The organism is Dietzia cinnamea NBRC 102147 (assembly GCF_001571065.1).
Lineage (GTDB): Bacteria > Actinomycetota > Actinomycetes > Mycobacteriales > Mycobacteriaceae > Dietzia > Dietzia cinnamea.
In genome coordinates, this window is record NZ_BCSW01000007.1 from 69,077 (window position 1) to 92,933 (window position 23,857).

Annotated in this window: 23 protein-coding genes; 12 read left to right on the plus strand and 11 right to left on the minus strand. The window is 71.4% G+C overall.

Annotation, left to right across the window (positions count from 1 at the left end; all coding sequences use genetic code 11):
• Window positions 1-56: 56 nt before the first annotated feature.
• Genes DCI01S_RS04535 through DCI01S_RS04545 form a run of 3 tightly spaced genes read right to left on the minus strand, consistent with a single transcriptional unit; the run spans window position 57 to window position 3,804 of the window.
• Window positions 57-1,124: an ABC transporter ATP-binding protein gene (locus DCI01S_RS04535; RefSeq protein WP_061228146.1), complete on the minus strand. Its 1,068-nt coding sequence runs from the start codon at window positions 1,122-1,124 to the stop codon at window positions 57-59.
• Window positions 1,117-2,745 (minus strand): ABC transporter permease, encoded by a 1,629-nt coding sequence (locus DCI01S_RS04540; RefSeq protein WP_061228147.1) that lies wholly within the window; start codon window positions 2,743-2,745, stop codon window positions 1,117-1,119. The genes DCI01S_RS04535 and DCI01S_RS04540 overlap by 8 nt, the downstream gene beginning before the upstream one ends.
• Window positions 2,746-3,804 carry an ABC transporter substrate-binding protein gene (locus DCI01S_RS04545; protein ID WP_061228183.1) on the minus strand — a complete coding sequence of 353 codons (1,059 nt, stop codon included), beginning with the start codon at window positions 3,802-3,804 and terminating at the stop codon, window positions 2,746-2,748.
• Window positions 3,805-3,938: 134 nt separating this feature from the next.
• On the opposite strand from DCI01S_RS04545, the gene DCI01S_RS04550 reads away from it, so the two are divergent.
• Entirely contained in the window at window positions 3,939-4,403 is a 465-nt protein-coding gene (locus DCI01S_RS04550) for an SRPBCC family protein (RefSeq protein ID WP_061228148.1), read from the plus strand.
• A 425-nt stretch (window positions 4,404-4,828) separates the two neighbouring features.
• On the opposite strand, the gene DCI01S_RS04555 is transcribed toward DCI01S_RS04550, so the two are convergent.
• Complete coding sequence (locus DCI01S_RS04555) at window positions 4,829-5,038, minus strand: hypervirulence associated TUDOR domain-containing protein (protein WP_061228149.1); 210 nt, start codon at window positions 5,036-5,038, stop codon at window positions 4,829-4,831.
• Between the two features lie 273 nt (window positions 5,039-5,311).
• Here DCI01S_RS04555 and DCI01S_RS04560 point away from each other — a divergent pair, with 273 nt between their 5' ends.
• Window positions 5,312-5,653 carry a transglycosylase family protein gene (locus DCI01S_RS04560; RefSeq protein WP_061228150.1) on the plus strand — a complete coding sequence of 114 codons (342 nt, stop codon included), beginning with the start codon at window positions 5,312-5,314 and terminating at the stop codon, window positions 5,651-5,653.
• Window positions 5,654-5,786: 133 nt separating this feature from the next.
• A complete protein-coding gene (locus DCI01S_RS04565; RefSeq protein WP_061228151.1) occupies window positions 5,787-7,172 on the plus strand; it encodes an MFS transporter in 1,386 nt (461 codons plus the stop codon).
• On the opposite strand, the gene DCI01S_RS04570 is transcribed toward DCI01S_RS04565, so the two are convergent.
• Window positions 7,139-7,726: a dihydrofolate reductase family protein gene (locus tag DCI01S_RS04570; protein ID WP_156482544.1), complete on the minus strand. Its 588-nt coding sequence runs from the start codon at window positions 7,724-7,726 to the stop codon at window positions 7,139-7,141. The genes DCI01S_RS04565 and DCI01S_RS04570 overlap by 34 nt on opposite strands.
• A gap of 149 nt (window positions 7,727-7,875) precedes the next feature.
• On the opposite strand from DCI01S_RS04570, the gene DCI01S_RS04575 reads away from it, so the two are divergent.
• The gene (locus DCI01S_RS04575; RefSeq protein WP_061228152.1) at window positions 7,876-8,370 is read left to right on the plus strand and encodes a glutathione peroxidase; all 495 of its coding nucleotides are present in this window, start codon (window positions 7,876-7,878) and stop codon (window positions 8,368-8,370) included.
• 81 nt (window positions 8,371-8,451) lie between these two features.
• Window positions 8,452-9,720, plus strand: coding sequence for an alpha/beta hydrolase (locus DCI01S_RS04580; RefSeq protein ID WP_061228153.1), 1,269 nt, complete (start codon window positions 8,452-8,454; stop codon window positions 9,718-9,720).
• Window positions 9,721-9,886: 166 nt separating this feature from the next.
• Here the strand turns inward: DCI01S_RS04580 and DCI01S_RS04585 are convergent, their stop codons facing one another.
• On the minus strand, window positions 9,887-11,119 hold the full coding sequence (locus tag DCI01S_RS04585) for a pyridoxal phosphate-dependent aminotransferase (RefSeq protein WP_061228154.1): 1,233 nt from the start codon (window positions 11,117-11,119) through the stop codon (window positions 9,887-9,889).
• A gap of 96 nt (window positions 11,120-11,215) precedes the next feature.
• Here DCI01S_RS04585 and DCI01S_RS04590 point away from each other — a divergent pair, with 96 nt between their 5' ends.
• The 4 genes from DCI01S_RS04590 to DCI01S_RS04605 all read left to right on the plus strand — a co-directional run bounded on the left by DCI01S_RS04590 (window position 11,216) and on the right by DCI01S_RS04605 (window position 15,517).
• A complete protein-coding gene (locus tag DCI01S_RS04590; protein WP_061228155.1) occupies window positions 11,216-12,646 on the plus strand; it encodes an aminotransferase-like domain-containing protein in 1,431 nt (476 codons plus the stop codon).
• 99 nt (window positions 12,647-12,745) lie between these two features.
• Window positions 12,746-14,206, plus strand: a complete 1,461-nt coding sequence (locus DCI01S_RS04595) for an FAD-dependent oxidoreductase (RefSeq protein WP_061228156.1) — start codon at window positions 12,746-12,748, stop codon at window positions 14,204-14,206.
• Complete coding sequence (locus DCI01S_RS04600; RefSeq protein WP_063935576.1) at window positions 14,203-14,982, plus strand: Crp/Fnr family transcriptional regulator; 780 nt, start codon at window positions 14,203-14,205, stop codon at window positions 14,980-14,982. Before DCI01S_RS04595 ends, DCI01S_RS04600 begins: the two co-directional genes overlap by 4 nt.
• 133 nt (window positions 14,983-15,115) lie before the next feature.
• Entirely contained in the window at window positions 15,116-15,517 is a 402-nt protein-coding gene (locus DCI01S_RS04605) for a cupin domain-containing protein (protein ID WP_061228157.1), read from the plus strand.
• A gap of 66 nt (window positions 15,518-15,583) precedes the next feature.
• Here DCI01S_RS04605 and DCI01S_RS04610 read toward each other — a convergent pair whose 3' ends face one another.
• Both DCI01S_RS04610 and DCI01S_RS04615 read right to left on the minus strand, forming a co-directional pair.
• The gene (locus tag DCI01S_RS04610) at window positions 15,584-17,533 is read right to left on the minus strand and encodes a heavy metal translocating P-type ATPase (RefSeq protein WP_061228158.1); all 1,950 of its coding nucleotides are present in this window, start codon (window positions 17,531-17,533) and stop codon (window positions 15,584-15,586) included.
• Window positions 17,534-17,771: 238 nt separating this feature from the next.
• Window positions 17,772-18,005, minus strand: coding sequence for a heavy-metal-associated domain-containing protein (locus DCI01S_RS04615; protein WP_007633765.1), 234 nt, complete (start codon window positions 18,003-18,005; stop codon window positions 17,772-17,774).
• Between the two features lie 194 nt (window positions 18,006-18,199).
• On the opposite strand from DCI01S_RS04615, the gene DCI01S_RS04620 reads away from it, so the two are divergent.
• Window positions 18,200-18,793, plus strand: coding sequence for a class I SAM-dependent DNA methyltransferase (locus DCI01S_RS04620; RefSeq protein ID WP_061228159.1), 594 nt, complete (start codon window positions 18,200-18,202; stop codon window positions 18,791-18,793).
• 68 nt (window positions 18,794-18,861) lie between these two features.
• Window positions 18,862-20,118 (plus strand): glutaminase, encoded by a 1,257-nt coding sequence (locus tag DCI01S_RS04625; RefSeq protein ID WP_061228160.1) that lies wholly within the window; start codon window positions 18,862-18,864, stop codon window positions 20,116-20,118.
• 195 nt (window positions 20,119-20,313) lie between these two features.
• Here DCI01S_RS04625 and DCI01S_RS04630 read toward each other — a convergent pair whose 3' ends face one another.
• The 3 genes from DCI01S_RS04630 to DCI01S_RS04640 form a co-directional block, all read right to left on the minus strand.
• Window positions 20,314-21,243, minus strand: a complete 930-nt coding sequence (locus tag DCI01S_RS04630; RefSeq protein WP_061228161.1) for a patatin-like phospholipase family protein — start codon at window positions 21,241-21,243, stop codon at window positions 20,314-20,316.
• Between the two features lie 184 nt (window positions 21,244-21,427).
• Window positions 21,428-22,654, minus strand: coding sequence for an alpha/beta hydrolase (locus tag DCI01S_RS04635; RefSeq protein ID WP_061228162.1), 1,227 nt, complete (start codon window positions 22,652-22,654; stop codon window positions 21,428-21,430).
• Window positions 22,655-22,656: 2 nt separating this feature from the next.
• Window positions 22,657-23,091 (minus strand): pyrimidine dimer DNA glycosylase/endonuclease V, encoded by a 435-nt coding sequence (locus DCI01S_RS04640; RefSeq protein ID WP_061228163.1) that lies wholly within the window; start codon window positions 23,089-23,091, stop codon window positions 22,657-22,659.
• 83 nt (window positions 23,092-23,174) lie between these two features.
• On the opposite strand from DCI01S_RS04640, the gene DCI01S_RS04645 reads away from it, so the two are divergent.
• Entirely contained in the window at window positions 23,175-23,852 is a 678-nt protein-coding gene (locus DCI01S_RS04645; protein WP_156482545.1) for a DNA alkylation repair protein, read from the plus strand.
• The last annotated feature ends 5 nt before the right edge of the window (window positions 23,853-23,857 follow it).

Sequence of the window (23,857 nt, forward strand, 5' to 3'; positions counted from 1 at the left end):
CCGCGGGCGCGGGAGAGGCGGGTGCGGGCGCGGCGGTGGCCCCGCCCGCGCCCCGGTCAGTCCCGCGGGTAGACGAAGCCGCGCCGGACGTCGACGCCCACGGCCTCGCCGACCCGGCCGGGCGCCGCGGTCCCGGCGGGGGTGAGAATCCGGAGCTCGGTGTCGCCGTGGCGGCAGATGACGGTCCTCCCGCTACGACCGTAGAGGGAAGTGATGAACTCGGCGCCGATGCGACCCTCCGCCACGCCGGGGGTGGCGAGGTCGAGTCCGCCGGGGAGCAGGGCGAGGGTGGCGGGACCCGTCACCGTGCCGGCGGGCCCGGTGAGGACGTCGGCACCGAGCGTGATGCCCCCGTCGTCGGAGCGGAAGCCGTCGCCGTCGACCGTCCCGTCGACGAGAGTGGCGTCGTGCAGGAACCCGGCGACGAAGGCGCTGTTCGGGGCGGCGTCCAGCCGGTCGGGCACGTCGCACTGCACGAGTCGTCCCCGGTGCAGCACGGCCACCTCGTCACCGAGGGCGAGGGCCTCGCCCCGGTCGTGGGTGACGTGGACCATCGTGAGGCCGTGTTCGGCGGCGAGCCGGCGCAGTACCAGGCGTAGTGAGGCGCGCAGCGGCTCGTCGAGCGCGGAGAGGGCCTCGTCCAGTAGCAGGACGCTCGGTCGCGCGACGATGGCCCGGGCGAGCGAGACCCGCTGACGCTGCCCACCGGACAGGGTGTCGGGCCGCCTCCGGGCGAGCTCGCCCAACTCGACGGTCTCGAGCGCCTCGGCGACGAGCGCGCGTCGGCGTGCGGCCGGCACCTTCGCACGGCGCAGCGGGTAGGCGACGTTGTCCGCCACGCTGAGGTGGGGCCACACGGCATGGTGCTGGAAGACCATGCCGAGGTCGCGCTCCTCGGGCGGGAGGTGGACTCCGCCGCCGACGAGGGTGCGGCCGCCGACCCGGATGGTGCCCGCCGAGGGGCGCTCGAACCCGGCGACGGCGCGGAGGAAGGTGGACTTGCCGGAGCCGGACGGGCCGACGAGGGTGAGGATCCGGCCCGAGTCCACGCGGACGTCGAGGTCCTCCAGGGCGACGGTCTCGCCGAATCGGACGCTGACGCCGCGGGCGTCGAGTTCAGGCACGGATCCTCCCGGATGCGGCGTCGGACCCGGTGTCGGGTCGGGTGTAGCGGGCACCGAAGGCGGCCAGGACGAGCAGGCCCACCGCCATGAGCACCACGGACAGGGCGGAGGAGGCGTTGTAGTCCCCGGCCCGTTGGTACTGGAAGATCACCACGCCGAGCGTCTGGGTTCCCGGGGCCACGAGTAGGACGGAGAGTGTGAGCTCCCGCACCGCGGTGACGGCGACCATGACCGAGCCGATCCCGGCGGCGGGCAGGGCCATGCGCACGCTCGTGTCGATCCGCGAGCGTAGAGCCCTGGCACCGCCGATGCGGGCGGCCTCCTCCATCGACGAGTGGATCCCCGCCAGTGGGCCGCGGACGGTCTGCACCACGATCGCGGTGAAGGCGGTGACGTACGCACCGAGGATGACCCAGCGGGTGTTGAACAGCCCGGTGTAGCGGCCGAGGATGAGCCACCCCGTGGCGATGACTAGGCCGGGGACGGCCTGCGGCAGCAGCACCGACATGAGGAGCGGTTCGCGGTCGCGTCCGGCCAGGCGGGTGGTGAACAGTCCGACGAGCAGTCCGAGGACGCCGCAGATGAGCGCCGCTCCGAGCGCGAGGACGACGGAGTTGGTGACTCCGTCGATCGTGGTGGAGGCGGTCAGCGCCCGCCGGAAGTTGTCCAGGGTCGCGGTCTCAAGGGTGAGGGGCACGCCCGGTGCGGGGAGGAGGGCCCGGACCGCCAGGCCGACGAGCGGGGCGAGGGTGACGAGGACGCTGACGGTCCACGCGATCACCGCCAGGGGCAGCCGAGACCGGCCGAGGGCCTGGGGCGCGGCGGGCCGTCCGGTGCCGCCGAACTCGACCGACCCCTTGGTGACCTGCCGGTCGAGCAGCGTGCCCAGGGCACCGATCAGAAGCAACACCACCCCGATCTGGGAGACGGTCTGCAGTGGTGAGGCCACGGATCCGGATTCGAGGAACCGGTAGACCATCGTCGACAGCGTCTCGAACCCGGCGGGCAGACCCACGATCACGGGGATACCGAAGTCGCCGATCCCGCTGACGAAGGTCAAAGTGAACGCCGCCGCCATGGCCGGCCGGATGAGGGGCAGGGTGACGTCGAGATGGGTGCGCGTCGGGCGGGCACCGGAGAGGCGGGAGGCCTCCTCGAGTTCTGCGGGGATGCGTCGCAGCGCGGCCGCGACGACGAAGTACGCCATGGGGTAGGCGTGCAGGGTGAGCAGGAAAATGACGCCGGGCCCGCCGTAGAAGTTCCAGGGCGCGAACCCGATCAGTCGGTCGAGGAGTCCGCCGTCGGTGAGCAGGCCGCTCCAGGCGATGGCCCCGATGAAGGGCGGTATGAACAGAGGCGTGAGCAGCAGCAGGCGCAGCGCCCCGCGGCCCGGCAGGTCGGTGCGGTCGAGGCCGAACGCCATCAGCGTGCCGATGATGACGGCCCCGACCGCCGAGAGCAGAGAGCTGACGAGGCTGTTGGCGGTGGCCGTGAGCAGACCCTGGTCGATGAGTTCGGGAAGGTGGTTGGCCCCCAGCGCCAGCGAGACGACCAGGGCCAGGGGCAGCACCATGACGCCCGCGAGGGACGCCCACAGGGCCAGCCTGAGGGGGAGCGTCACCTACCTGACGGCCGCGTTGAAGGCGGCCACGGCGTCGTCGCGGGAGGCGGCGATCGCCTCGAGGTCCTGGTCGAAGAGGGCGATGTCGCCCAGCGCGGGGGCGCCCTCGGGGCTTCCGGCGTCATCGCGCACCGGAAGGTAGTTCTGGTCGACGGCGAGCTCCTGGCCCTTCTTGGAGACGAGGAAGTCGAGGAAGAGCTTGGCGGCCTCGGGGTTGGGTGCGTCGGCGAACACGGCACCGGGCTGGGTGATGTAGGGGACGCCCTCATCGGGATAGCTCACGGCGATGGGCGAGCCCTGGGAGGCGAGGTCGCGGACGAGGTAATCCACCACGATCCCGACGGGCCGGGAGCCCTCGGCGACGGCCTGCGAGACGGGCCCGTTGGACTCCGCGACCTGCGGGTTGTTGGCGCCGAGCTGTTCGATCCACTCCTCGCCCAGGTCCGGCTGCAGGCTCCACGCCGCGGCGTTGAAGGCGGCCGCGCCGGAGACGTCCGGGTTGGGCAGGATGATCCGGTCGGCGTACCCGGGCTCGGTGAGCTCGGCCCACGAGGTCGGCGGCTCGGTGATCTCGTCGGTGTTGTAGGCGATCACGGTGGGGATGATGCGGGTGCCGACGTAGAACCCGTCGGGGTCGATCGCCACGTCGGACAGGGCGTCGGCCTCGCTGGGCTCGAACTCCTGGAAGAGGTCCTGGTCCTTGTAGTCCTCGAAGGTGGGCACGTCGGCGGCGAGCAGGATGTCCGCGGCGACCCCGCCGGTGGTCTTCTCGGCCTCGATGCGCGCCTTGAGGTCGCCGGTGCCGGCGCGGAAGACCTTCACCTCGATGTCCGGCTGCTCCTCGTTGAACGCGGCGATGATCTGGTCGATCTTGGCCTGCGGCTCCGAGGTGTAGAGGGTCACCTCGCCGGAGGCCTCCGAGGACGTGGTGCCCTCGCCGGATCCGGGGGCGGCGGGTTCGGAACACCCCGCGAGTCCGAGGGCCCCGGCGGCGAAGACCGCCACCGACGCCAGTACCGCTCGACGACCAACAGACCGCGACACGCGACCACTTCCCATCTGCACCATGAAACGGACACTCCATCCTGGCACCCTCGTCGGTCCGGCTCGGGAGTACGGGGTGAACCCACGGTGAATTCGGCGCCGATCGCTGACCGGATGCGCCCCGCCGCGGCGGCGGGCACAGTGGAGTCATGACTGATTCCAACGCCATCACCGTCGAGCGCGTGATCGACCACTCGGCGGCTGAGATCTTCGATTTCCTCTCCAATCCGGAGAACCACGCCCGCCTGGACGGCTCCGGCTTCGTGCGCGGCGACTACAAGACCGACCGCATCCAGCGGGTCGGGGACGTGTTCGCCATGGATATGGAGGGCGATCACATGGGTGGCGAGTACCGCACCGAGAACCACGTCACCGGCTTCGCCAAGGACAAGTTGCTGGCCTGGCAGACCGCGCCCGCGGGCACCGAGCCCAAGGGCTGGGAGTGGGTCTGGGAGCTCGAGGCCCAGGGCCCGGACTCCACGCTGGTCCGCCACACCTACGACTGGTCCAAGGTCACCGACAAGGACCTGCTCAAGAAGGTGTCGTTCCCGCTGGTGTCGGAGAAGCAGCTCGAGGATTCGCTGAGCAACCTCGCCGCGGCCGTCGCCGGCTGAGCGGGCGGCCCGGCCCGGCCCGCCGCCTGCCGCCCGACGATCGGCTCCTCGCCCAACGATTGGCTCCTCGGATCTCGATCCGCCCCCGGAACTACGGGGGCGGATCGCAATCGGAGGGGCGGATCGCCGCACCTGCAGTCGCGCGGCGGGCCCGCTGCCGCATCACGTCCGCAGCCTTGCCGAGTCTGCGGGCACATCACCTGCCCGCGCCGCGCCACCTATCTGATCGCGCGCCGCCTATGGGATCCCGTAGGCGGTGCGCGATCAGATAGGTGAGCTGTCGCGTGCGCTCAGAGCCGGGCGTGCCGCCGACGTGGATCGCGGATTGCGCCCCTGCCCCGAGCGCCGCCCCCGCCTCGAGCGCCGCCCCCGCCTCGAGCGCCGCCCCCGCCTGGAGCGCCGCTCGCGCCCGGCCACGTCCCGCTCTAGTCGATCTTCTTCAGCGCTGAGCCCTTGTGCATGGCCATGTGGCCGGTCCTGTCGCTCTCGATCTCGTACTGCGGCTCGTCCTTGCTGCACCTCCGCATGCGTCCCTTGAACTCCACGTCCTCTGTGTGGATGTCGCGGATCACTCCGCGCACCATCCCGGCCTCGGAGTTCCACTCGACGTGGTCGCCCTTCTCGAAGTCGCTCATGACGCCAGTATGGGCGCCGGACGACGACGAGGTGAGCCATCTCACGCACTCGATCCCGCCCGCCGCCCGATCAGCGGGGCCTGCGCCGTGACCTGCATGCCTGCACGTCAGCGGTCGCCCAGCGCACTGGCCGGTCGGGCCCCGGATCCCGCTCCCGGGGGTTGCGGGGCCCCTCCCGGCTCTTCGTAGTCTCGGCGACCGTCCGACAGACGACGTCGAAGCAGACGAACCAGTCGTAGAGCACGACACGAGACCTTCAGGAGGTCACGAGGGATGCAGAAGAAGCTCGTCCGAACCCTGACCGGTGCGATGTTCGCGGGAGGCGTGGCCGCGGCCGGTGTCTCACTCGCCGCCCCGGCGGCCAACGCGGCCCCGGCCAGCAGCTGGGACCAGGTGGCCCAGTGTGAGTCCGGAGGCAACTGGCAGATCAACACGGGGAACGGCTACTACGGTGGCCTGCAGTTCTCCGCGCAGACGTGGAGCGGGTACGGCGGTGGCGAGTACGCCGCTACGGCCGACCAGGCCACGCGTGAACAACAGATCGACATCGGCGAGCGGGTGCTCGCGGGTCAGGGCGCGGGCGCCTGGCCGAACTGTGGTGGGCCGCTCGCCTGATCCGAGCGCCGCACACGGATATGCGCACGACCGGCGCCGGGGCGATCCTCCGGCGCCGGTCTGACGTCTCTCCGCCGGCGGCCTGGGCGGGTGGCGGAGTGGTAGACGGCGGAGGCGGCTAGTCTTCTGAACGGTGACCACCGCCGATCGTGTCTACTCCCGTCTCGTCACCCGCTCCGTCGACGCGGAACACGAACTCCCCGAGCCCGTCCGACGCGACCTTCCGCGCAACGGCCTGCGCCTCGTCGCCGCCAACACACTGCAGTCGTCGGGGGACCAGACCGTCAACGCCTCCACGGTACTGCCGTGGCTGTTCCACGTCCTCGGCGTGCCGGCGGCCTTCGTGGGCCTGCTGGTGCCGATCCGCGAATCAGGGTCGATGCTGCCGCAGGCGTTCCTCACCCCGCTCGTGGTGCGGGTGCGCCGCCGGAAGTGGGTCTTCGTCACCGGCGCGGCCGTGCAGGCGGTGTCGGTGGCGGTGATGGCCGCGATCGCCGCGCTCGGACACGGGACGGCGGCGGGCGTCGGGATCCTGGCCGCGCTCGTGGTGTTCTCGCTGGGCCGGTGTCTGTGTTCGATCGCGTCGAAGGACGTGCAGGGCCGCACCATCCCGTCTGGGGAGCGCGGGCAGATCGTCGGTCTGGCGACGTCGGCGGCCGGGCTGGTCGCCATCACCCTCGGCGTGCTCATCCGGATGCTGGGCGGCGAGGATCTCGACCACACCGCGCTGGCGATCCTGCTGGCCGTGGGCGCGCTGCTGTGGACGCTGTCGGCGTCGGTGTACGCGCGGGTGCGCGAGCCGGCCGGCGAGGCCCGCGCTGCCGACGAACCGGAATCCGGGGCGGAGGCCCCCGCGTCCGACGAGTCGTCACCCTCCTGGTTCGCGGACGCGGCGCGGCTCTTCCGCGAGGACGCCACGTTCCGGAAGTTCATCTCCGTGCGCGGTCTGCTGCTGGTGTCGTCGCTGAGCCCGCCGTTCATCGTGACGATGTCGATCGCCTCGGGAACGGGCGCGCTGGCCGGACTCGGCGGCTTCATCCTCGCCTCCGGCGTGGCGTCGCTGATCGGCGGGCGCATCTTCGGCCGGATGGCCGACCGGTCTTCTCGCCTGCTCATGGCGGGCGCGGCGACGGCGGCGTCGATCGTGGCGGTGGCCCTGGTGCTGATCGAGTCGATCCCGGGCTTCGACGGCGGCTCACTGGTCGGCGCCGCGGTGTTCGTCGGCGCGTACTTCCTGCTCACGCTCCTGCACTCGGGCGTCCGCGTGGGCCGCAAGACCTACGTGGTGGACGTGGCGGAGGGCGACACCCGCACCGCGTACGTCGCGGTCGGCAACACGATGATGGGCGTCATCCTGCTCGTGGTGGGAGGCGTCAGCTCGGCGCTGGCGGCGGTGAGCGTGGACTGGGCGCTGGTGTTCCTGGCGGTGCTCGGCCTCATCGGGGCGGCGTCGGCGGTCTCGATGCCCGAGGTCTCCCGCGGCGCTCAGGCCTCGGGGTCGAACCCGACCACGTCGTAGATGAGCTTCTGCACGCCGTTGCCGTAGGCCTCGCTCTCGACCAGCTCGAGCTTCTGCCGCGGCTTGTCGGTGTCGCTCCACATGCGTTTGCCGGCGCCGAGGATCCACGGGAACACCAACAGGTGGTAGCGGTCGATGAGGCCTGCGTCGGACAGGTTCCGGGCCAGCGTTGCCGATCCCTGCACGAGGATCGGCGCTCCCTCCGCCTGCTTCAGAGCCGCCACCTCGTCGAGGTTGCGCAAGATCGTCGTCGTCCCCCATCCCTCCACCAGGTCGCCCTCGGCGAGGGTCGTCGACACGACGTACTTCGGCACGGCGTTGTACTTCGGGAACTCGTCGACCATCTGCGGCCACACGGCGGAGAACGCCTGGTAGCTGACGCGGCCGAGCAGCATCGCCCCGGCCTCGTCCTGCTCGCGGGCCTTGAGGCCGTACGCCTCCTCGAGGAAGTCCACCGCGAACGTCCAGCCGGTGTTGCGGTAGCCGGGCTCGCCGCCGGGGGCCTCGACCACGCCGTCGAGCGAGACGAACGCGGTGTAGATCAGCTGGCTCACGGCGGGCTCCTCGCACGGGAGTGCCAGAGTACGCCCGCACGTGCGGCCTGTGAACAGTGACAAGGGCAGCGGCGGGTGTCGCCGCGGTGCCGCCCGGGCCCGTGTGACCGCGGCCGGTGCGACGACGAGTACGACGACGAGGAGTTCCCATGGCCGACCACCAGACCACCCTCGCGGACTTCGAGGCCAGCCTGCTCGACGGGAGCGAGAAGGATCTGTCCGACTACCTGGGGCAGGTCGTCCTGGTGGTCAACACCGCGAGCAAGTGTGGGTTCACGCCTCAGTACAAGGGACTGCAGGCGCTGTACGAGGAGTTCCGCGACCGCGGCTTCGTGGTGCTGGGGTTCCCGTGTGACCAGTTCGCGCACCAGGAGCCGGGCACGGACGAGGAGATCGGCGCGTTCTGCGAGCGGAACTTCGGCGTGGAGTTCCCGCTGTTCTCCAAGATCGAGGTCAACGGGTCGGGCGCGCACCCGCTCTACGACTGGCTGAAGTCCGAGAAGTCCGGCGTGTTGGGCGGGCGGATCAAGTGGAACTTCACCAAGTTCCTCGTTGGCCGTGAGGGTCGGGTGATCGACCGGTTCGGGCCCGCCCGCAAGCCCGAGGACCTGCGAGACGCCGTAGCCGACGCACTGCGGGGGTGAGCGGAGCGGTGCGCGGTTAACACCCCGAACTCAGTCGGTATTAAGGTTCCTCAGACACTTCTCATCACTCTTTGGAGCCACATGTCTTTCGGACTCCGTCGCGTCGCCGCTGTCACAGCCGGCGCACTCGCCGTCGCGCTGACCATCGGGTCGGCCTCTCCCGCTCTCGCCCAGACCGCGAGTATCGATCCCTCCACGCTCGGCCAGGACGATCTCGAGTCGATCATCGACGCCGTCGGCTCGGTGCCGCTCGCCTCCACCGCCGGACTCATCGGCTCGGTCGGCTCTGCCGACATCCCGCTAGACGCGGGATCGACCGAGAAGGTGGGGACGCCGACCCCGGTCGACCCCACGATCACGAAGACCGAGTTCCTCGGCATCGAGCGGTACCGGAAGGACGAGGCGGGCAACGCGCGGGCCTACGAGTACTGGACTGTCGCCTCGAAGGCCATGCAGCGCGAGATCACCGTCGAGGTCGTCCCGTCGCGTGGTGAGGGCGCCGCGCCGGTCCTCTACATGCTCGATGGGGTCGGGGCGCCGATCACCAGCACCGGGTGGGCTCACCAGGCGGAGATCGCCGACCGTCTCAGAGACGAGAACGTGCACGTGGTGAACCCGGCGGGCGCCTACGCGTCGTACTACACCGACTGGGAGGAGACGGACCCGACGCTCGGCCACAACAAGTGGGAGACGTTCCTCACCGAGGAGCTCCCCGCCGTCGTCGAGCAGCAACTCGACACGACCGCCAAGGCCGCCGTCGGGGGCATCTCGATGGGCGGCCAGGCCGCGATGCACCTCGCCGCCGCGCACCCCGATGTCTACGACGCCGTGATGTCCTTCAGCGGCTTCTACTCCACGATGGACCAGCTCGGATACCAGACCGTGCGTCTGAGCGTGGAGACCCGCGGCGGCGATGTCGAGAACATGTGGGGCCCGCACCGCAGCAAGCGGTGGGCGGAGAATGACACCATCTCGCACCCGGAGGGCCTGCGTGGCAAGGCCGTCTACTTCTCGGCCGGCAACGCCGAGATCGGTGAGGCCGACCTCGAGCAGTATGGCGCGAACTACCAGAGCCTGCTCATCGGCCTGGTGCTGGAGAAGGGCGTGTACGAGAACTCCAAGGCGTTCGAGAAGGCCCTCGATCGCGCCGGCGTCGAGCACAGAGTGGACTTCTCCGACACGGGCCTGCACAACTGGCCGAACTTCCTCAAGAACTTCGACTCCGGTTGGGACCACATCAAGCCCGCCCTGTACGGCGGTGATGTCGAGTCCGGAACGGGGACCCCGGGTACCTCCGGTTCCGTGGGCTCGGCCGGGTCGTCGGGCTCGTCGAGCTCGTCCGGTTCCTGACCGACCGCTTCCGCGCGCGTGTAACCCCGGGCGTGTAACCCCGGGCGTGTAACCCATCGAGAAGACAGTTCCGCACACCGCCTCTCGGCCGATACGCGCTGAACTGTCTTCTCGATGAGGGCGGGGCCGTGCGGCCGCGGCGGTGGGCGGCGCTGAACCCGGCCCCTCACGACACCGCGACCGTCAGCCTGCTCTCCAGATGGCGGGCGATCGCGCCGACCGCGCGCTCCAGCACACCGGCTTCGGGCAGACAGACGATCCGGAAGTGATCGGGGTCCGGCCAGTTGAAGCCCGTGCCGTGTGTCACGAGGACGTGTTCCGAGCGCAACAGGTCGAGAACGAACTCCTCGTCGTCGTCGATCCCGTACATCTCCCGGTCGATCCGCGGGAAGCAGTACAACGCTCCGCGCGGCGCCACGCAGCTCACGCCGGGGATCGCGTTGAGCCTCTCCGCGGTGAGGGCCAGCTGCCGCTCGATCCGGCCGTCGGGGTCCACGACCTCCGGTCCCCACGGGGAGTCCTCGGCCAGGGCGACAGGGATCGCGAACTGGCCGGGCACGCCGGGGCAGACCCGCATGTTCGACAGCAGCGTCAGCCCCTCGAGTAGGTCGGTGGCGCGGTCGAGCGGCCCGGTCGCCACCACCCAGCCGGCGCGGTACCCGCACACCCGGTACGCCTTGGACAGTCCGCCGAAAGTCAGGCACAGCACGTCGTCGCCGGCCGCGAGCGCGGCGTGGTGGTGCACGGCATCACCGAAGACCAGCTTCTCGTAGATCTCGTCGGACAGCAGCACCAGTCCGTGCCGGCGGGCGATGTCGGCCATCCCGCGGACGGTCTCTTCGCTGTACACCGCGCCGGTCGGGTTGTTGGGGTTGATCATCACCAGCGCGGTGGTGCGCGGGGTGATGCGGGACTCGATGTCCTCGAGGGACGGGTTCCAGCCGTTCGCCTCGTCGGCGAGGTAGTGCACGGGCATCCCGCCGGTGAGGTTCACCGCGCCGGTCCAGGTGGGGTAGTCGGGTGCGGGGACGAGGATCTCGTCGCCGGGGTCGACCATCGCCTGCAGGACGAGGGTGATGAGCTCGCTGACCCCGTTACCGCAGAACACGTCCGCCGGCGAGACCCCGCGGACGCCGCAGCGGCGGTAGTAGTCCGCGACGGCCTCGCGGGCCGCCGGGATGCCGCGCGAGTCGGAGTACGCCTGCCCGTCCTCGAGGCCTCGGGCGACGGCGTCCACCAGCTCGGGCCGGGCGTCCAGGCCGAACGGGCGCATGTTGCCGAGGTTGAGCCGGAGGACGTCGTGCCCCTCGGCCTCGAGGCGCATCGCCTCGGTGAGGATGGGGCCGCGCACGTCGTACCGGACGTCGCGGAGTCGGCGGGACTGGCGGTAGGTCTGCATAGCCCCCATTCCAGCCCGGAAGTGGCGCGGGCAGAAGATCCACTTCGCACATTTCCGCGGGACCACTTCTCGCCTGCCTCGCCTAGGCTGAAGCGCATGGCCCGTCCCACCCGCCCCGTCTCGCTCGTCGTGGGCGAGGTGGTCGGCGCGGCCGACCTCGTGGACGGGATCATCGACCGGATCGCGGAGGGGGCGCTGGCCGACGGCGACCGCCTGCCCTCGACCCGCGCGCTCGCCGAGCAGACCGGGCTCTCGCGCGGCACGGTGGTCCGGGCGTTCGACGAGCTCGCGGCGGCCGGTTTCGTCGAGTCCGCGCACGGGTCGGGGACCCGTGTCAGCGCCGGTGCCGGGCTGGCCGCGCGGGCGGGCGCGCGCACCCGGGGGCACGCCGACCCCGTCGCGTCGTCGGCCCCCGAGCCCCGCCGGGGCCGCTCGCCGCGGGACCTCCGGCCCGGCATCCCGGACGCCACCCTCGTGGATCAGCGCGCGTGGCGGGCCGCGGTGCGGGCGGCCGCCGCGCAGGGGCTGGCCGGCCTCAACCCGTGGGAGGAACCGAGCCCGTCCCTGCGGGCCGCGCTCGCCGGGCACCTGCGTCGTCACCGCGGCATCGCGGGCGCGGAGCCCCTGCTGTTCGACAGCTCGCGCTCGGCGATCGCGGCCCTGTGCGCGGCGTTCACCGCCGCGGGCCCCGACCGGCCACCCGCGGTGTTCCATATGGAGGACCCCGGTTACCGCGGCGCGCGACTGATGGCCCGCGAGCAGGGCCTCGAGGCGCGCCTGCACCCCGCCGAGCCGGGCGGCCTCGACGCCGCGCGTCTGGGCGCCGAGCGCGCGATCGTGTTCACCACGCCCGCGCACCAGTTCCCCCTCGGGCACCGCATGAGCGTGGACCGGCGGGTCGCGCTGGTGGAGTGGGCGCGCAGGACAGGGTCGCTGGTGATCGAGGACGACTACGACGGCGAGTTCCGCTACGGCGTCGCCCCCCTGCCGGCGCTGGTCACGCTGCCCGGCGCGGCGGATCACGTGGCGTACGTGGGCACCTCGTCCAAGTCGGTGGCGCCGGATCTGCGTGTGGCGTGGTGTCTGCCGCCCGCGTCGTTGTGGCGTGAGGTCGAGCGATGGCTGGTGGTCCACCGCCGGGGCCCGTCGTCGTTGCCGGCCGAGGCGCTCGCGGCGTTCCTGGAGTCGGGGGCGATGGACCGGCACCTGGCCCGCGCCGCGCGGGTCTACGCCGACCGCCGGAGCCGCCTGGTGGCGGCGCTCGCGCGCGAGTGTCCGGGCCCGGAAGTGACGGGTGTCGAGGCGGGCCTGCACCTGTGCGTGGTGCTGCCCGGATATGACGACGACGAGGTGGTCCGTGCCCTCGAGGAGACGGGGTGGCGCACCCGCTCGCTCAGCGGGCAGGCGGAGAGCCACGCGGTGGCGGGGCTGGTGCTGAGCTACTCGAGGCTCGCTGCGCGGGACGCGGCCGAGTTCGCGTCGGACCTGCGGCGGGTGCTCGAGAGGCTCGGTTCCGGTTACTCCTGAGGCCCGTACCCGCGCCCACCGAGCGGGTGCGGGTACATACGGCCTGTCTTACAGTGAGCGCCAGCGACATCCGCGGCGAGAGCTCAGAGGAGACGCACCATGGGCACATCATTCTGGCGACGCACGACGATCGACCCCCCGGCGACGGAGTTCCCCGAGGACGAGCACGTGGACCTGGTGATCGCCGGCGCGGGGTTCACCGGCCTCATCACCGCCCTCATGGCGGCCGCGCGAGGCAAGTCCGTCGTGGTCCTGGAGGCGCACACCGTCGGCGCCGGGGCGAGCGGCGCGACCACGGCCAAGGTCTCGGTCCTGCAGGGCACGCGACTGTCGACGCTGCGGTCGAGGCACGGGCTCGAGACCGCCCGTCATTACGCCGAGGCCCATCAGTACGGGCTGGACTGGTGGGCGGAGTTCTGCGAGACGCACGGTGTGCCCGCCCAGCGCAGGCCCGCGCTCAGCTACTCGCGCGGCGCCCTGGGGACGGCATCGTTGCGCAAAGAGAAGCAGACGATGGACGACCTCGGTATTCCCGCCCGGTGGTACGATCGACTGGATGTCCCGTTCCCCGCTCGATCGGCGGTGGAACTGCCCGACCAGCTGCAGATCGATCCCGTCCAGGCGCTGGCCGCGCTCGTCGAGGCCGTGGACGCGCTCGGGGTGCGCATCGTCGAGCAGTCCCGCGTCACCAAGGTGACCCCGCGCGGCGACGGCGCCGACGCCCATGCCGAGGTACGCAGTGACCGCGGGATCCTCACCGCGCGTGACGTGCTCCTGGCGACGTCCGGGCCGTCACTGGACCGCGGCCCGACGGTGGCGACCATGGAGGCCGAACGCTCGTACCTATGCGCTTTCGAGTACGACGGCGGACTGCCGGAGGGCATGTACGGCTCGGTGGAGACGCCGGTGCGCTCGCTGCGGACCGTGCCGACCGAGAACGGGGAGGTACTCTTCGTGGGCGGCAACGGCCACCGCACCGGAACCGTCGCCCCGACCGGATCCAAGATCGAGTCACTGCGGGAATACGCGGAGAAGTACTTCCCCGGTGCGCGGATGACCCACGGGTGGTCCGCGCAGGACTTCCACCCGGTCGAGATGGTCCCCAGGTCGGGACCGCTCCCGTGGGGGAGGGGCCGCGTGCACTACGCCGGTGGCTACAGCAAGTGGGGGGTCAGCGGGTCCGCCGCGGCGGCCGGGATCATGGTCGACCGGCTGGAAGGGCTCGACCCACGCGTGTCGTTCGGCAAGCCGACGCTGACCGGCGTGATCAAGACCGCGCCGTCGATGTACGCCGACCTGCCCGTCCACATGGCCGCCGCCGCGGCGAAGTCGGTGGTCCGGCGCCCGCGGCCGAGCGTCCGACCGAGGGGCGAGGCGACGGCCGACGACGGCGAGAGGTGCACTGTCGGCCTGCTGTGCCCGCACATGGGCGCCGTGCTCAGCTGGAACGACGTCGAGCGCTCGTGGGACTGCCCCTGGCACGGGTCCCGCTTCTCGGCATGTGGTGAGCTCATCGAGGGCCCCGCCACGAGCAACCTGAAGCGCCACGATACGACGTGACGGCGATCCCCGGACGCCGCCGGACACCGCTGCGACCGACCTGCGCACAACCTCACGCCTGCTCGATCGACGTGCGGCTCGCGGTCCTGCACCGCACTCCGTTTTTCGCCGACCTCGACGCCGACGGGATCGCTGAGGTGGACCGGCGGGCGGTGTCCCTGTCGTGGGGCTCCGGCGACGCCGTGTATACCGAGGGCGAGCGCTCCGGCTACCTCTACGTCATCGCCCACGGTCGCGCCAAAGCGTACCGGAACTCCGAGGACGGCAGGACCGTCGTCGTCGACCTGCTCGCACCGGGTGATTTCGCCGGTGGTGTCGACTCGCTCGGCACGCCGCGGTACGGCGAGACGGTCGAGGCGATCGACACACTGTGCGCGCTGCGGATCAGCGCCGAGGACTTCCGCGACCTCCTCACCCGATTCCCGCAGGTGGCGCTGCGCGTCGTCGACCACCTCACGGGGCTGCTCGAGGACGCGCGGACCACGGTGACGCACCACGCCACCCGTACCGTGTCGCAGCGGGTGGCCGGGACACTCCTGCGTGTCGCCGACAAGTTCGGTGAGGCCCGCTCCGGGTTCGGCGACGGCCGCGCGGCGGGAACGCTGCTGGAGCTACCGCTGACGCGATCCGACCTGGCAGGGATGACCGGGTCCACACCCGAGTCGGTGTCACGGGTGATGAGCAGGCTCCGGCGGGAGGGGATCATCGATTCCGGTCGCCGCTGGACCGCCGTGCTCGACCGCGAGCGACTGGCCGAGATCGCCGAGCCGCGCTGAGCGCCCGCGAGCGTTCGCGGGGCGTTGCACAGCCTGTCCTTGGTTGAAAGTGGCCCGGGAGTGACCGAAACTCGGGAGGACAACATCGGCCGCCGGCCACAGTGTGTACCCGCCTACGGAAGCAGGAATATCGATGAGCCCCACTGACCAGGGTCCGAACCCGTTCGTCGTCGACATCGAGGAGGCCACCCTCGCCAACGACAACTACCGGACCACCCTGTGGACGGGATCGCACATGCAGCTCACCGTGATGAGCATCCGCCCCGGGGACGACATCGGTCTCGAGGTCCACGACGACCACGACCAGTTCCTCCGCGTCGAGGCCGGCACGGGTCGGGTCGAGATGGGGCCGGCGAAGGACCAGCTCGACTTCGTCCGCGAGGTCTCCGACGACTGGGTCATCCTCGTGCCCGCCGGGAGCTGGCACAACGTCACCAACATCGGTGATGACGACCTCAAGGTGTACTCGCTGTACGGCCCGCCCGAGCACGAGCACGGCACCGTTCATCAGACCAAGGCGGACGACGACCACTGATCTGACGAGACACCGCGGGCCCGGTCCGGTCGATCTTCCGGTGCGGGCCCGCGATGTGGTGTCAGGTCAGGCCGAGACCGCCTCGCGGTGCCGCCCCCGGCGATCCGGGTCGGCGACGGTGCGGTGGACGTCGACCCGCCGACGCAGGAGACGCATCGCGTTGACGATGACCACCAGGACGGACGCCTCGTGAACGAGCATTCCGATCGACATGGTGACCCCTCCGGCGAAGACACCTGCCAGCAGCGCGGCCACGGTGATCATCGCGACCGCGATGTTCTGACGCATCACCGACACGGTGCGCTTCGCCAGACCGACGGCCTCCGGCAGCTTGAGCAGGTCGTCACCCATGAGTGCGATATCCGCGGTCTCCACCGCCACGGCTGACCCGGCGGCGCCCATCGCGACACCGATGTCCGCGGTGGCCAGCGCGGGAGCGTCGTTGACACCGTCGCCGACCATGGCCACGGTGTGGCCCGCCCGCTGCAGCTCGGTGACCGCGTGCAGCTTGTCCTCCGGCAGCAGCCCCGCCCGGACCTCGTCCACCCCGGTGGCCGCGCCGACCGCCTCCGCGACCAGCGGGACGTCACCGGTGAGCATGATGACCTTCTCGACACCGGAACCGTGGAGCCGGGCGATCATCTCGGCCGCATCGGCACGGACGGTGTCGGCCACCGCGATGACGCCGGCCACCTCGTCGTCGACGGCGATGATCATGGGGGTCTTGCCGTCGCGGGCGAAGTCGTCGGCCGCCCGTGCCGCGCCGCCGTCGTCGGCGATCCCGAACTCGTCCAGCAGCGCCTGGTTGCCGATCAGGACGCGATGCCCGTCCACCTGCGCGGTCAGACCCTTGCCCGCGATAGGCCGGACCGATTCGGGAGTGTCGTAGGCGACCCCCTCGGCCGAGGCCGCCTCGAGGATCGGCCGGGCCAGCGGGTGTTCGGAGCCCGCCTCGCCGCCTGCCGCCAGGGCCAGCACGTCGGCGCGGGACCTGTCAGGGGCCAGCACGAGGACGTCGGTCAGTTCGGGTCGTCCCTCGGTGAGGGTTCCGGTCTTGTCCACCGCGACGACGTCGATCTTCGCGGAGGTCTCCAGGTACTCCCCGCCCTTGATGAGGATGCCGTTGCGGGCCGCCCTGCCGATGCCGGCGACGATCGCGACCGGGATCGAGATGACCAGCGCACCGGGGCAGCCGATCACCAGCAGGGTCAGCGCCAGCACCACATCGCCGCTGATCAGGCCGGCGACCAGCGCCAGGACCATGATGCCCGGGGTGTACCACGCGGAGAAGCGGTCGATGAAACTCTGGGTACGCGCCTTGGCGTCCTGCGCCTCCTCGACGCGGTGGATGATCCGCGCCAGGGTGGTGTCGGCACCGATGCCGGTCGCCAGGACGTGGAGGAATCCCCCGCGCGACACGGTGCCGGCGAACACCTGGTCGCCCTCGGACTTCTCCACGGGAATCGACTCGCCGGTGATCGAGGCCTCGTCGAGCGCACCGGAACCGGCCACGACCTGGCCGTCGACGGGGACCTTGGCGCCGTTCTTGACCAGTACGATCTCACCCTCGCGGACCTGGCCGGCCGGGACCTCCACCTGTTCGCCGTCACGCATCACCACCGCGACGTCCGGTGCCACGGCAACCAGCTCGGCCAGCGCGGAGCGGGTCTTGTTGAGGGTGGCCGACTCGAGGGCGTGACCGATCGCGAACAGGAAGGTGACCGCGGCCGCCTCCCAGTAGTTGCCGATGATGATCGCGCCGATCCCCGCGACCGACACCAGCAGATCGATGCCGATGTGGCGGATGAGCAGGGCATCGACCGCCTTCTTGACGATGGGGGCTCCCGCGACGACAGCGGCGGCGAGCATCAACACGTCGGCGAGGACCGCGTTGTCCTCGAGCCCGCGGAAGTCCGAGCCGGCCACACCGGATGCGATGAAGGATCCGATGATGAGCAGCCCCGACAGGATCGGGACGAACCAACGCCCGTATATCCATTTACGGATGGTATTCATGACCTACTCCTCGATATCCGGGTCCAAATTTCGGTGCGGTGTTTCCGACACATCTCCTCGACCCGTCGGAATTACCATAAGAGCGTTCCGGTGAAGCGACCATGACGGTGATCAATTAACCGCACGATCGGATACGGCAGGCCCGGCGGTGGGGGAATGTCCGGAAAACGCGGCTCCGCCGTCCCGGGCGAATCGGCGCGCGGGACGGCGGAGGGCAGGTGAAGGGTCACCGGTCCGGTCAGAAGGCGCTGGGACGTGCCCTGTAACCGGCCTTCGCCACGGCGGCCACGAGGTCATCGACGCTGGACACCCCCGGGTCGTGGTCGACCTCGATCCGCGAGGAGGCGAAGTGCACCTCCACCTTCTCGACACCCTCGAGTCGACCGACCTGCTTCTCGATCTTGGCCACACAGGACGGGCAGGAGAACCCCTCCGCGCGCAGGATGCTGTGAATGACATTCTTTACGGCCATGACGTTGTCCTTTCCTCTCGGTCCCGGTCGGCACCCGCCGCCGAGTAATTCCCACGATAGAGACGGGCCGCTGCCGGAACATTGACGCGGATCACTTATCCGCACAATTCTTTCCGGTCGTGTCGCGGGGACTATTTCGAGGCGTGGTCCGCGTTGATCGACATGAGATCAAAGGAAAAGGGGGGATCAGGAACATGACATATGAGGACATCCCGAGCGCGTACGTGGCGCGGGCGGAGGTGCTGGCGGGCGTGCTGGGCAGGGAGGTCGCCCCGGACGATCCCGACCGCGAGGTCATCGAGGCGTGGGCGGGTGGTGTCCCCGGGCGCATCCTCGACGTCGGCTCGGGCACGGGACGGTGGGCCGGGCACCTGGCGGCGCTGGGGCACACGGTGGACGGGATCGAACCCTCCGGCCCGTTCGTCGACATGGCCCGGGAGAGCTTTCCGACCGTGGCGTTCCGGCACGGCGCGATCTCTGATCTGGACGGGACGCAGGAGCGCTGGGCCGGCCTGTTGGCCTGGTACTCGCTCATCCACATGGATGGACAGGAGCTCCCCGTGGCGCTGGCGACCCTCCACCGGGTTCTCGAGGCGGGCGGGCAGCTGCTCCTGTCGTTCTTCACCGGACCCTGTCACGGTCCGTTCGCCCACCCGGCGGCCACGGCCTACCTCTGGCCGATGGACTGCATGGTCACCGCTCTGGAGCGCGCGGGCTTCAGGGTGACGGGCCGGCGTACGCAGCCGGGTGCGCCGCACGCCGTCGTGACCGCGCGGTCCGCCGCCTGACGGGCATCGCAGGCCCCGCGCCCGGGACTGATCGGCCCCCGCGCGGACGGTCATGACACTCTGGTGGCGTGAAGACACCGGTACCTGATTATCTGCTCGAGATCCGCGACGCCTGCTCGGACGGCGGGGAGGGCCGGCTCGCGGACTACATCCCCGAACTCGCGGCCGTGGACCCGGACCGGTTCGCGGTGGCCGCCTGCATGATAGACGGGGTCGTCTACACAGCCGGCGACGCCGACGCGGAGTTCACGATCCAGTCGATGAGCAAGCCGTTCGTCTACGCGCTGGCCCTGCGCGACCGCGGGATCGAGGCTGTCCTGGAGAAGGTCGAGGTGGAGCCGTCCGGCGACGCGTTCAACCAGATCTCCCTCAACCGGGGCACCGGCCGGCCGCGCAACCCGATGATCAACATCGGGGCGATCGCCACGCACACGCTCGTCGGCCCGCCCGGCGCCTCGGAGGACGAGCGCAACACGGTCATCGCGGACGGGTTGTCGGCATTCGCGGGTCGGCGGCTCGAGGTCGACGGCGCCGTGTGCGAGTCCGAGCTGCGCACCGCGTTCCGCAACCGCGCGATGGCCAACCTGGTCCGCGCCGGCGGGATCATCGACGGCGATCCCGACGAGGCCTTGCGCGGATACACGCGGCAGTGCGCCTACCGGGTTACGGTGCGGGACCTCGCCGTCATGGCCGTCACGCTGGCCACCGGCGGCGTCAACCCGGTCACGCGCGAGCGGGTGGTGTCGGCACCGGTCGTGAGGCAGGTCCTCGCGGTGATGACGACGTGCGGGATGTACGACGCCGCCGGCGACTGGATGTCCACGGTGGGGATTCCGGCCAAGAGCGGGGTGTCCGGAGGGATCCTCGGCGCGCTGCCCGGTCAGGTGGGGCTGGGGGTGTTCTCGCCGCGGCTCGACGAGCACGGGCACAGCGTCGAGGGCGTACGCGCCTTTGAGCGGCTGTCGCGGGAGCTCGAGCTCCATCTGATGAACACCACGGTCACCGAGGTCGAGGCCGTGCGATCCGTGCGGTTCGACGAGATCTCCGGGCGCCGGACGTTCCGCCTGCAGGGCCCCATGACCTTCGCCAGTGCCGAGCAGGTGCTGCGGCGCCTGGCCGAGATCCCCGAGGGGCCGGAGGAGGTGACGCTCGACCTCAGCCGCGTGTCCTCGGTCAACGCGAGCGCCCGGCGGATGTTGCTCGAGGCGATGCGGCGGTTGGCCGATGACGGGCACACCGTGGGCCTGGCCGACCCGAGCCGGCGCCTGCCGGAGCCGGACCTCGGCGACGGGACCCGCCCGGTCACGCGCCGCGCGGCGCGCTGACTGTCCCCGTGGTGCTCACCCGCCGTTGAGCCCGCTGACCGGGGCGAACTCGTGCCCCTCGCCGCCGGCGCGCGATGTTCCAACGTCCCGTAGCGACTAGCGATCACCAGGGGGTCGTGACGCGGACGCGGTCGGGGGATAGAGGGTGACAGCCGACGTCGAGAGGTCCAGTCGCATATCGCTGAGTCGGCTCAGTCACACCCCGGCCCCGTTGGCGGCGAGCGCCGACCGGACTGTCGCGGGAGCGGTGGTCATGGAGTGCTCGAACGCCTGCGTGCGGCGCGCGCCGTTCATGAAATGCGCGCTCAGGCCGGCGAGATCGGCGGGGGTCGGCAGGATCGGCACGACGGTCGTGCCGCGGGCGCGGACCGTGTCGATCTCGGCGTGCAGGACGGTCGACATCGGGCGGCGGATCATCCGGTACTCGAGCGAGCCACCGGGGCCGGGGATGCGGACGCCCGGTGCCGACGCCATCGGGGCGATGACGTAGATGAGGTCCACCTCCTCCGGACCGATGAGGTCGACCGAGGCGGTCGAGCCCATCCCGCCGTCGACGAAGATGCGGTCCCCGATCGGCACCGGCGGCATCCAGCCGGGTGTCGCCCAGGACGCGCGCAGCGCCTCGCCGACGGTCGCGTGAGGCGACCCGGGTGCGCCGAACACGACCCGCTCCCCGGCGCGGACGTCGTAGGCCACCATCCGGGCCGCGGGGTGGGGGAGCCAGGCGCCGACCTCGAACTGCTCGGCGAGTCGCTGCAGCCACCGCGCGTCCGCGCGTCCCGTGGGGGCGATGCCGGTGAGGCCCGCCAGCCCGGTGCGCTTGCGCAGGAGGCCCGGGTTGAGCAACGGAAGCCGCGGCAGCGGCGGCACGCTGGGCGGAGTGGAGGCGATGTGGTCCCGCAGCCTCGGGTCGGTGGCCCGGCCGTACTGCATGTCGACCAGTTCGGAGACGGAGACGCCGCCGGCGAGCATGGTGACGAGTTCGGCGCCCGCGGAGGTGCCGAGCATGACGTCGGCCTCACGCGGGTCGAAACCGGTCTGCTCGCCCAGGGCGTGCATGGCCGCGATCGCCCAGGCGGCCCCGATGGTGCCGCCGCAGCCGAGCACGATCGCCGTCCTGCTCATGCGTCGGACTCCTGAGGTCTGCGACTCACGTCCGCGCCCACCATTCGTCGCGCTCGGCGCCGGTGACCTCGCGCGCGGTGTAGTCGCCGACCCGCGGGGGTTCGTATCGTCCCGTCAGCGGCATGGAGTCTCCTCGGATCGGCGATGTCCTGGCAGTGAGTGGAACCTTACGCGGCCGGAGCACTCAGGCGTACCGGTCCGTGAACCGGGCGACCGCGTCGACCACCGCGAGGTACCGCGGCGAGCACACCGCGTCGAAGCCGTGCTGCGCGCCCGGCAGCTCGGCGTAGACCACCGGGTTCGGCGACCCCGCACGCAGGTGCCGTACGAGCCGCCGCGAGCCCTTGACCGGCGTGTACGTGTCCAGCGTGCCGTGGATGATCGCCACCGGCGGCGCCCCGGACGCCGGATGCCGCACAGGGTCCGAGACGTCCCGGGTCGCACTGCCCAGCCGGCCGTAGTACCCGTAGAGCCCGACCGCCGCGGCCAGCGTGGTGTCGACGTGCTCGAAGCCGGGCTGGAACCGGGGATCGTTCGCGGTCAGCGCGGTCATCATCGCGATGTGGGCGCCTGCCGAACTGCCCGCGACGACGATCGGCGCATCGGCCGGGATGCCGTGTGACGGGCCCTCGACGCGGATCCAGTGGAGAAGCCGCTTGATGTCCACCAGGTGGCGCGGGAAGCCCGCCTCGGGGGTGGGCGACAGGGTGTAGGTCGCGCTGATGGCGACCCAACCGCGACGCGCGTGGTCGAACAGCATCGCGCGGGACTCGCGGCTCGGTGCGCCCGCGCGGAAGTGACCGCCGTGGATGTGGACGAGCACGCCGCGGACCCCACCCACCCCCGCGCCGAACTCACCGACACGGGACCCGGCCCCGCCGTCGCCACCAGGGCGGAGGTCTGCACGGGTGTAGAGATCGAATCGGTGCGCCACGGGGTCCGGACCGTAGACCATGCCCCGGCGGGCCCGCACCCCGTGCGGAGGCAGCGGCCACGGACGGGCCAGCACCGTCGGCCAGGGCGTGCGGTGGCGTGGGGCGGAGCTCGTCGTCGTCGCCGTCTCGCGGCCCTCCGAGCCGTTCCGCGGCGCCCCCTCCCGCAGCGCGCGGTCCAGGGCGGGCCCCGCGGCGAGGTGGCGGGCGAGCACGGCCCCCAGCCCCGCGCAGGTCAACGCGGCCATCCCCGCACCCACCACGTCGGACGGACGCCGCTCCCCGCGGGCCAGCGCGCTCGCCGTGGTCGCGCCCACGAGCGCGCCGATGTGCAGCGGCACCTCGAGCGCCGGCAGGCTCGCCACCCACCCCGCGGTGGCGGCGGCGAACGGCCGACGGATGGGGCGCAGGGCGAGCGTCGTGGACACCGCGGCGGGCGCGACGAACGCGGGCAACGGGACGCGGGTCGGTCGGGACACGGTCACTCCTCGGGCTGGTCAGCGCGCTCCCAGGCCGCCACCGGGCCCGGGATCAGGTCGAACATCGGGTGCGGCCGCGGGGCGACGAGCCGGTCCAGCCAGGGCGGGTCGCGCTCGATGACCTTGGCCCGCAGGTGCGCCCACTCCAGCGCGAGCTGGCCGTCGGTGAGCGGCAGGCGCTCGGGCCCGGGCGGCAGGACGACGCGCGTGCGGTCGAACCGATACCCGCGCGCGTCGGCGGCGTCGGCGAGACCGTGCAGCCACGTGGCGATCCCCGCGACCGGGTCGGCGAGCGTGCGGAACCGCTCGAGCTGCGGATGCGCGCGATAGCCCTTCGTCAGCCCGCGGAGTACCTTCTGGGCCAGGAGCCCCTCGCGCCACCCGGCGACGAGCGCGGCGCGGTCGAGCAGGTCGGGATGGATGCTCCACAGGCGCACCCCGGCGAGTATAGGGACGCCCCGCGCGGCGGGGGCCGGCGTGCGTGGCGGCGGGCGCGCCCGGGAGGGAGAGGACGACGACGATGACGACGATGACAACGCCGACGCTCGACGAGGTGATGGCCGAGCTCGCCGGGCTCGAGGACGCCCGGATCCGGGAGGTCAACGCCCGGCACGGCGACGACCACGCGGTCAACCTCACCAAGCTTCGCGCGGTGGCCAAGCGGGTGAAGAAGAACCAGCCCCTGGCGGTCGAGCTGTGGGCGACCGGCGACTCGGCCGCGCGGCTGCTGGCGATCCTCGTGTGTCGGCCGAAGGAGCTCTCCGCCGACGAGCTCGACGCCATGCTGCGCCAGGCCCGCACCCGGAAGGTCCACGACTGGCTGGTGGGCTACGTGGTGATGAAGGGCCCGCACGCCGAGGACCTGCGCGTGGCGTGGTTGGACGACGCCGACCCGGTCGTGGCCTCCGCCGGCTGGGCGCTCACCGCCGACCGCGTGGTCAAGAAGCCGGAGGGGCTGGACCTGCCCGCGCTGCTGGACGTGATCGAGGCCGAGATGGCCGACGCCCACGAGCGGCTGCAGTGGGAGATGAACACCTGCCTGGCGCAGATCGGCATCCACCACCCGGAGCTGCGCGGGCGGGCGCTGGAGATCGGTGAGCGGCTGGGGGTGCTGCGGGACTACCCGACGCCGCGCGGCTGCACCTCGCCGTACGTGCCCGAGTGGATCGGCGAGATGGTCCGCCGGCAGGAGGGCTGACGCCG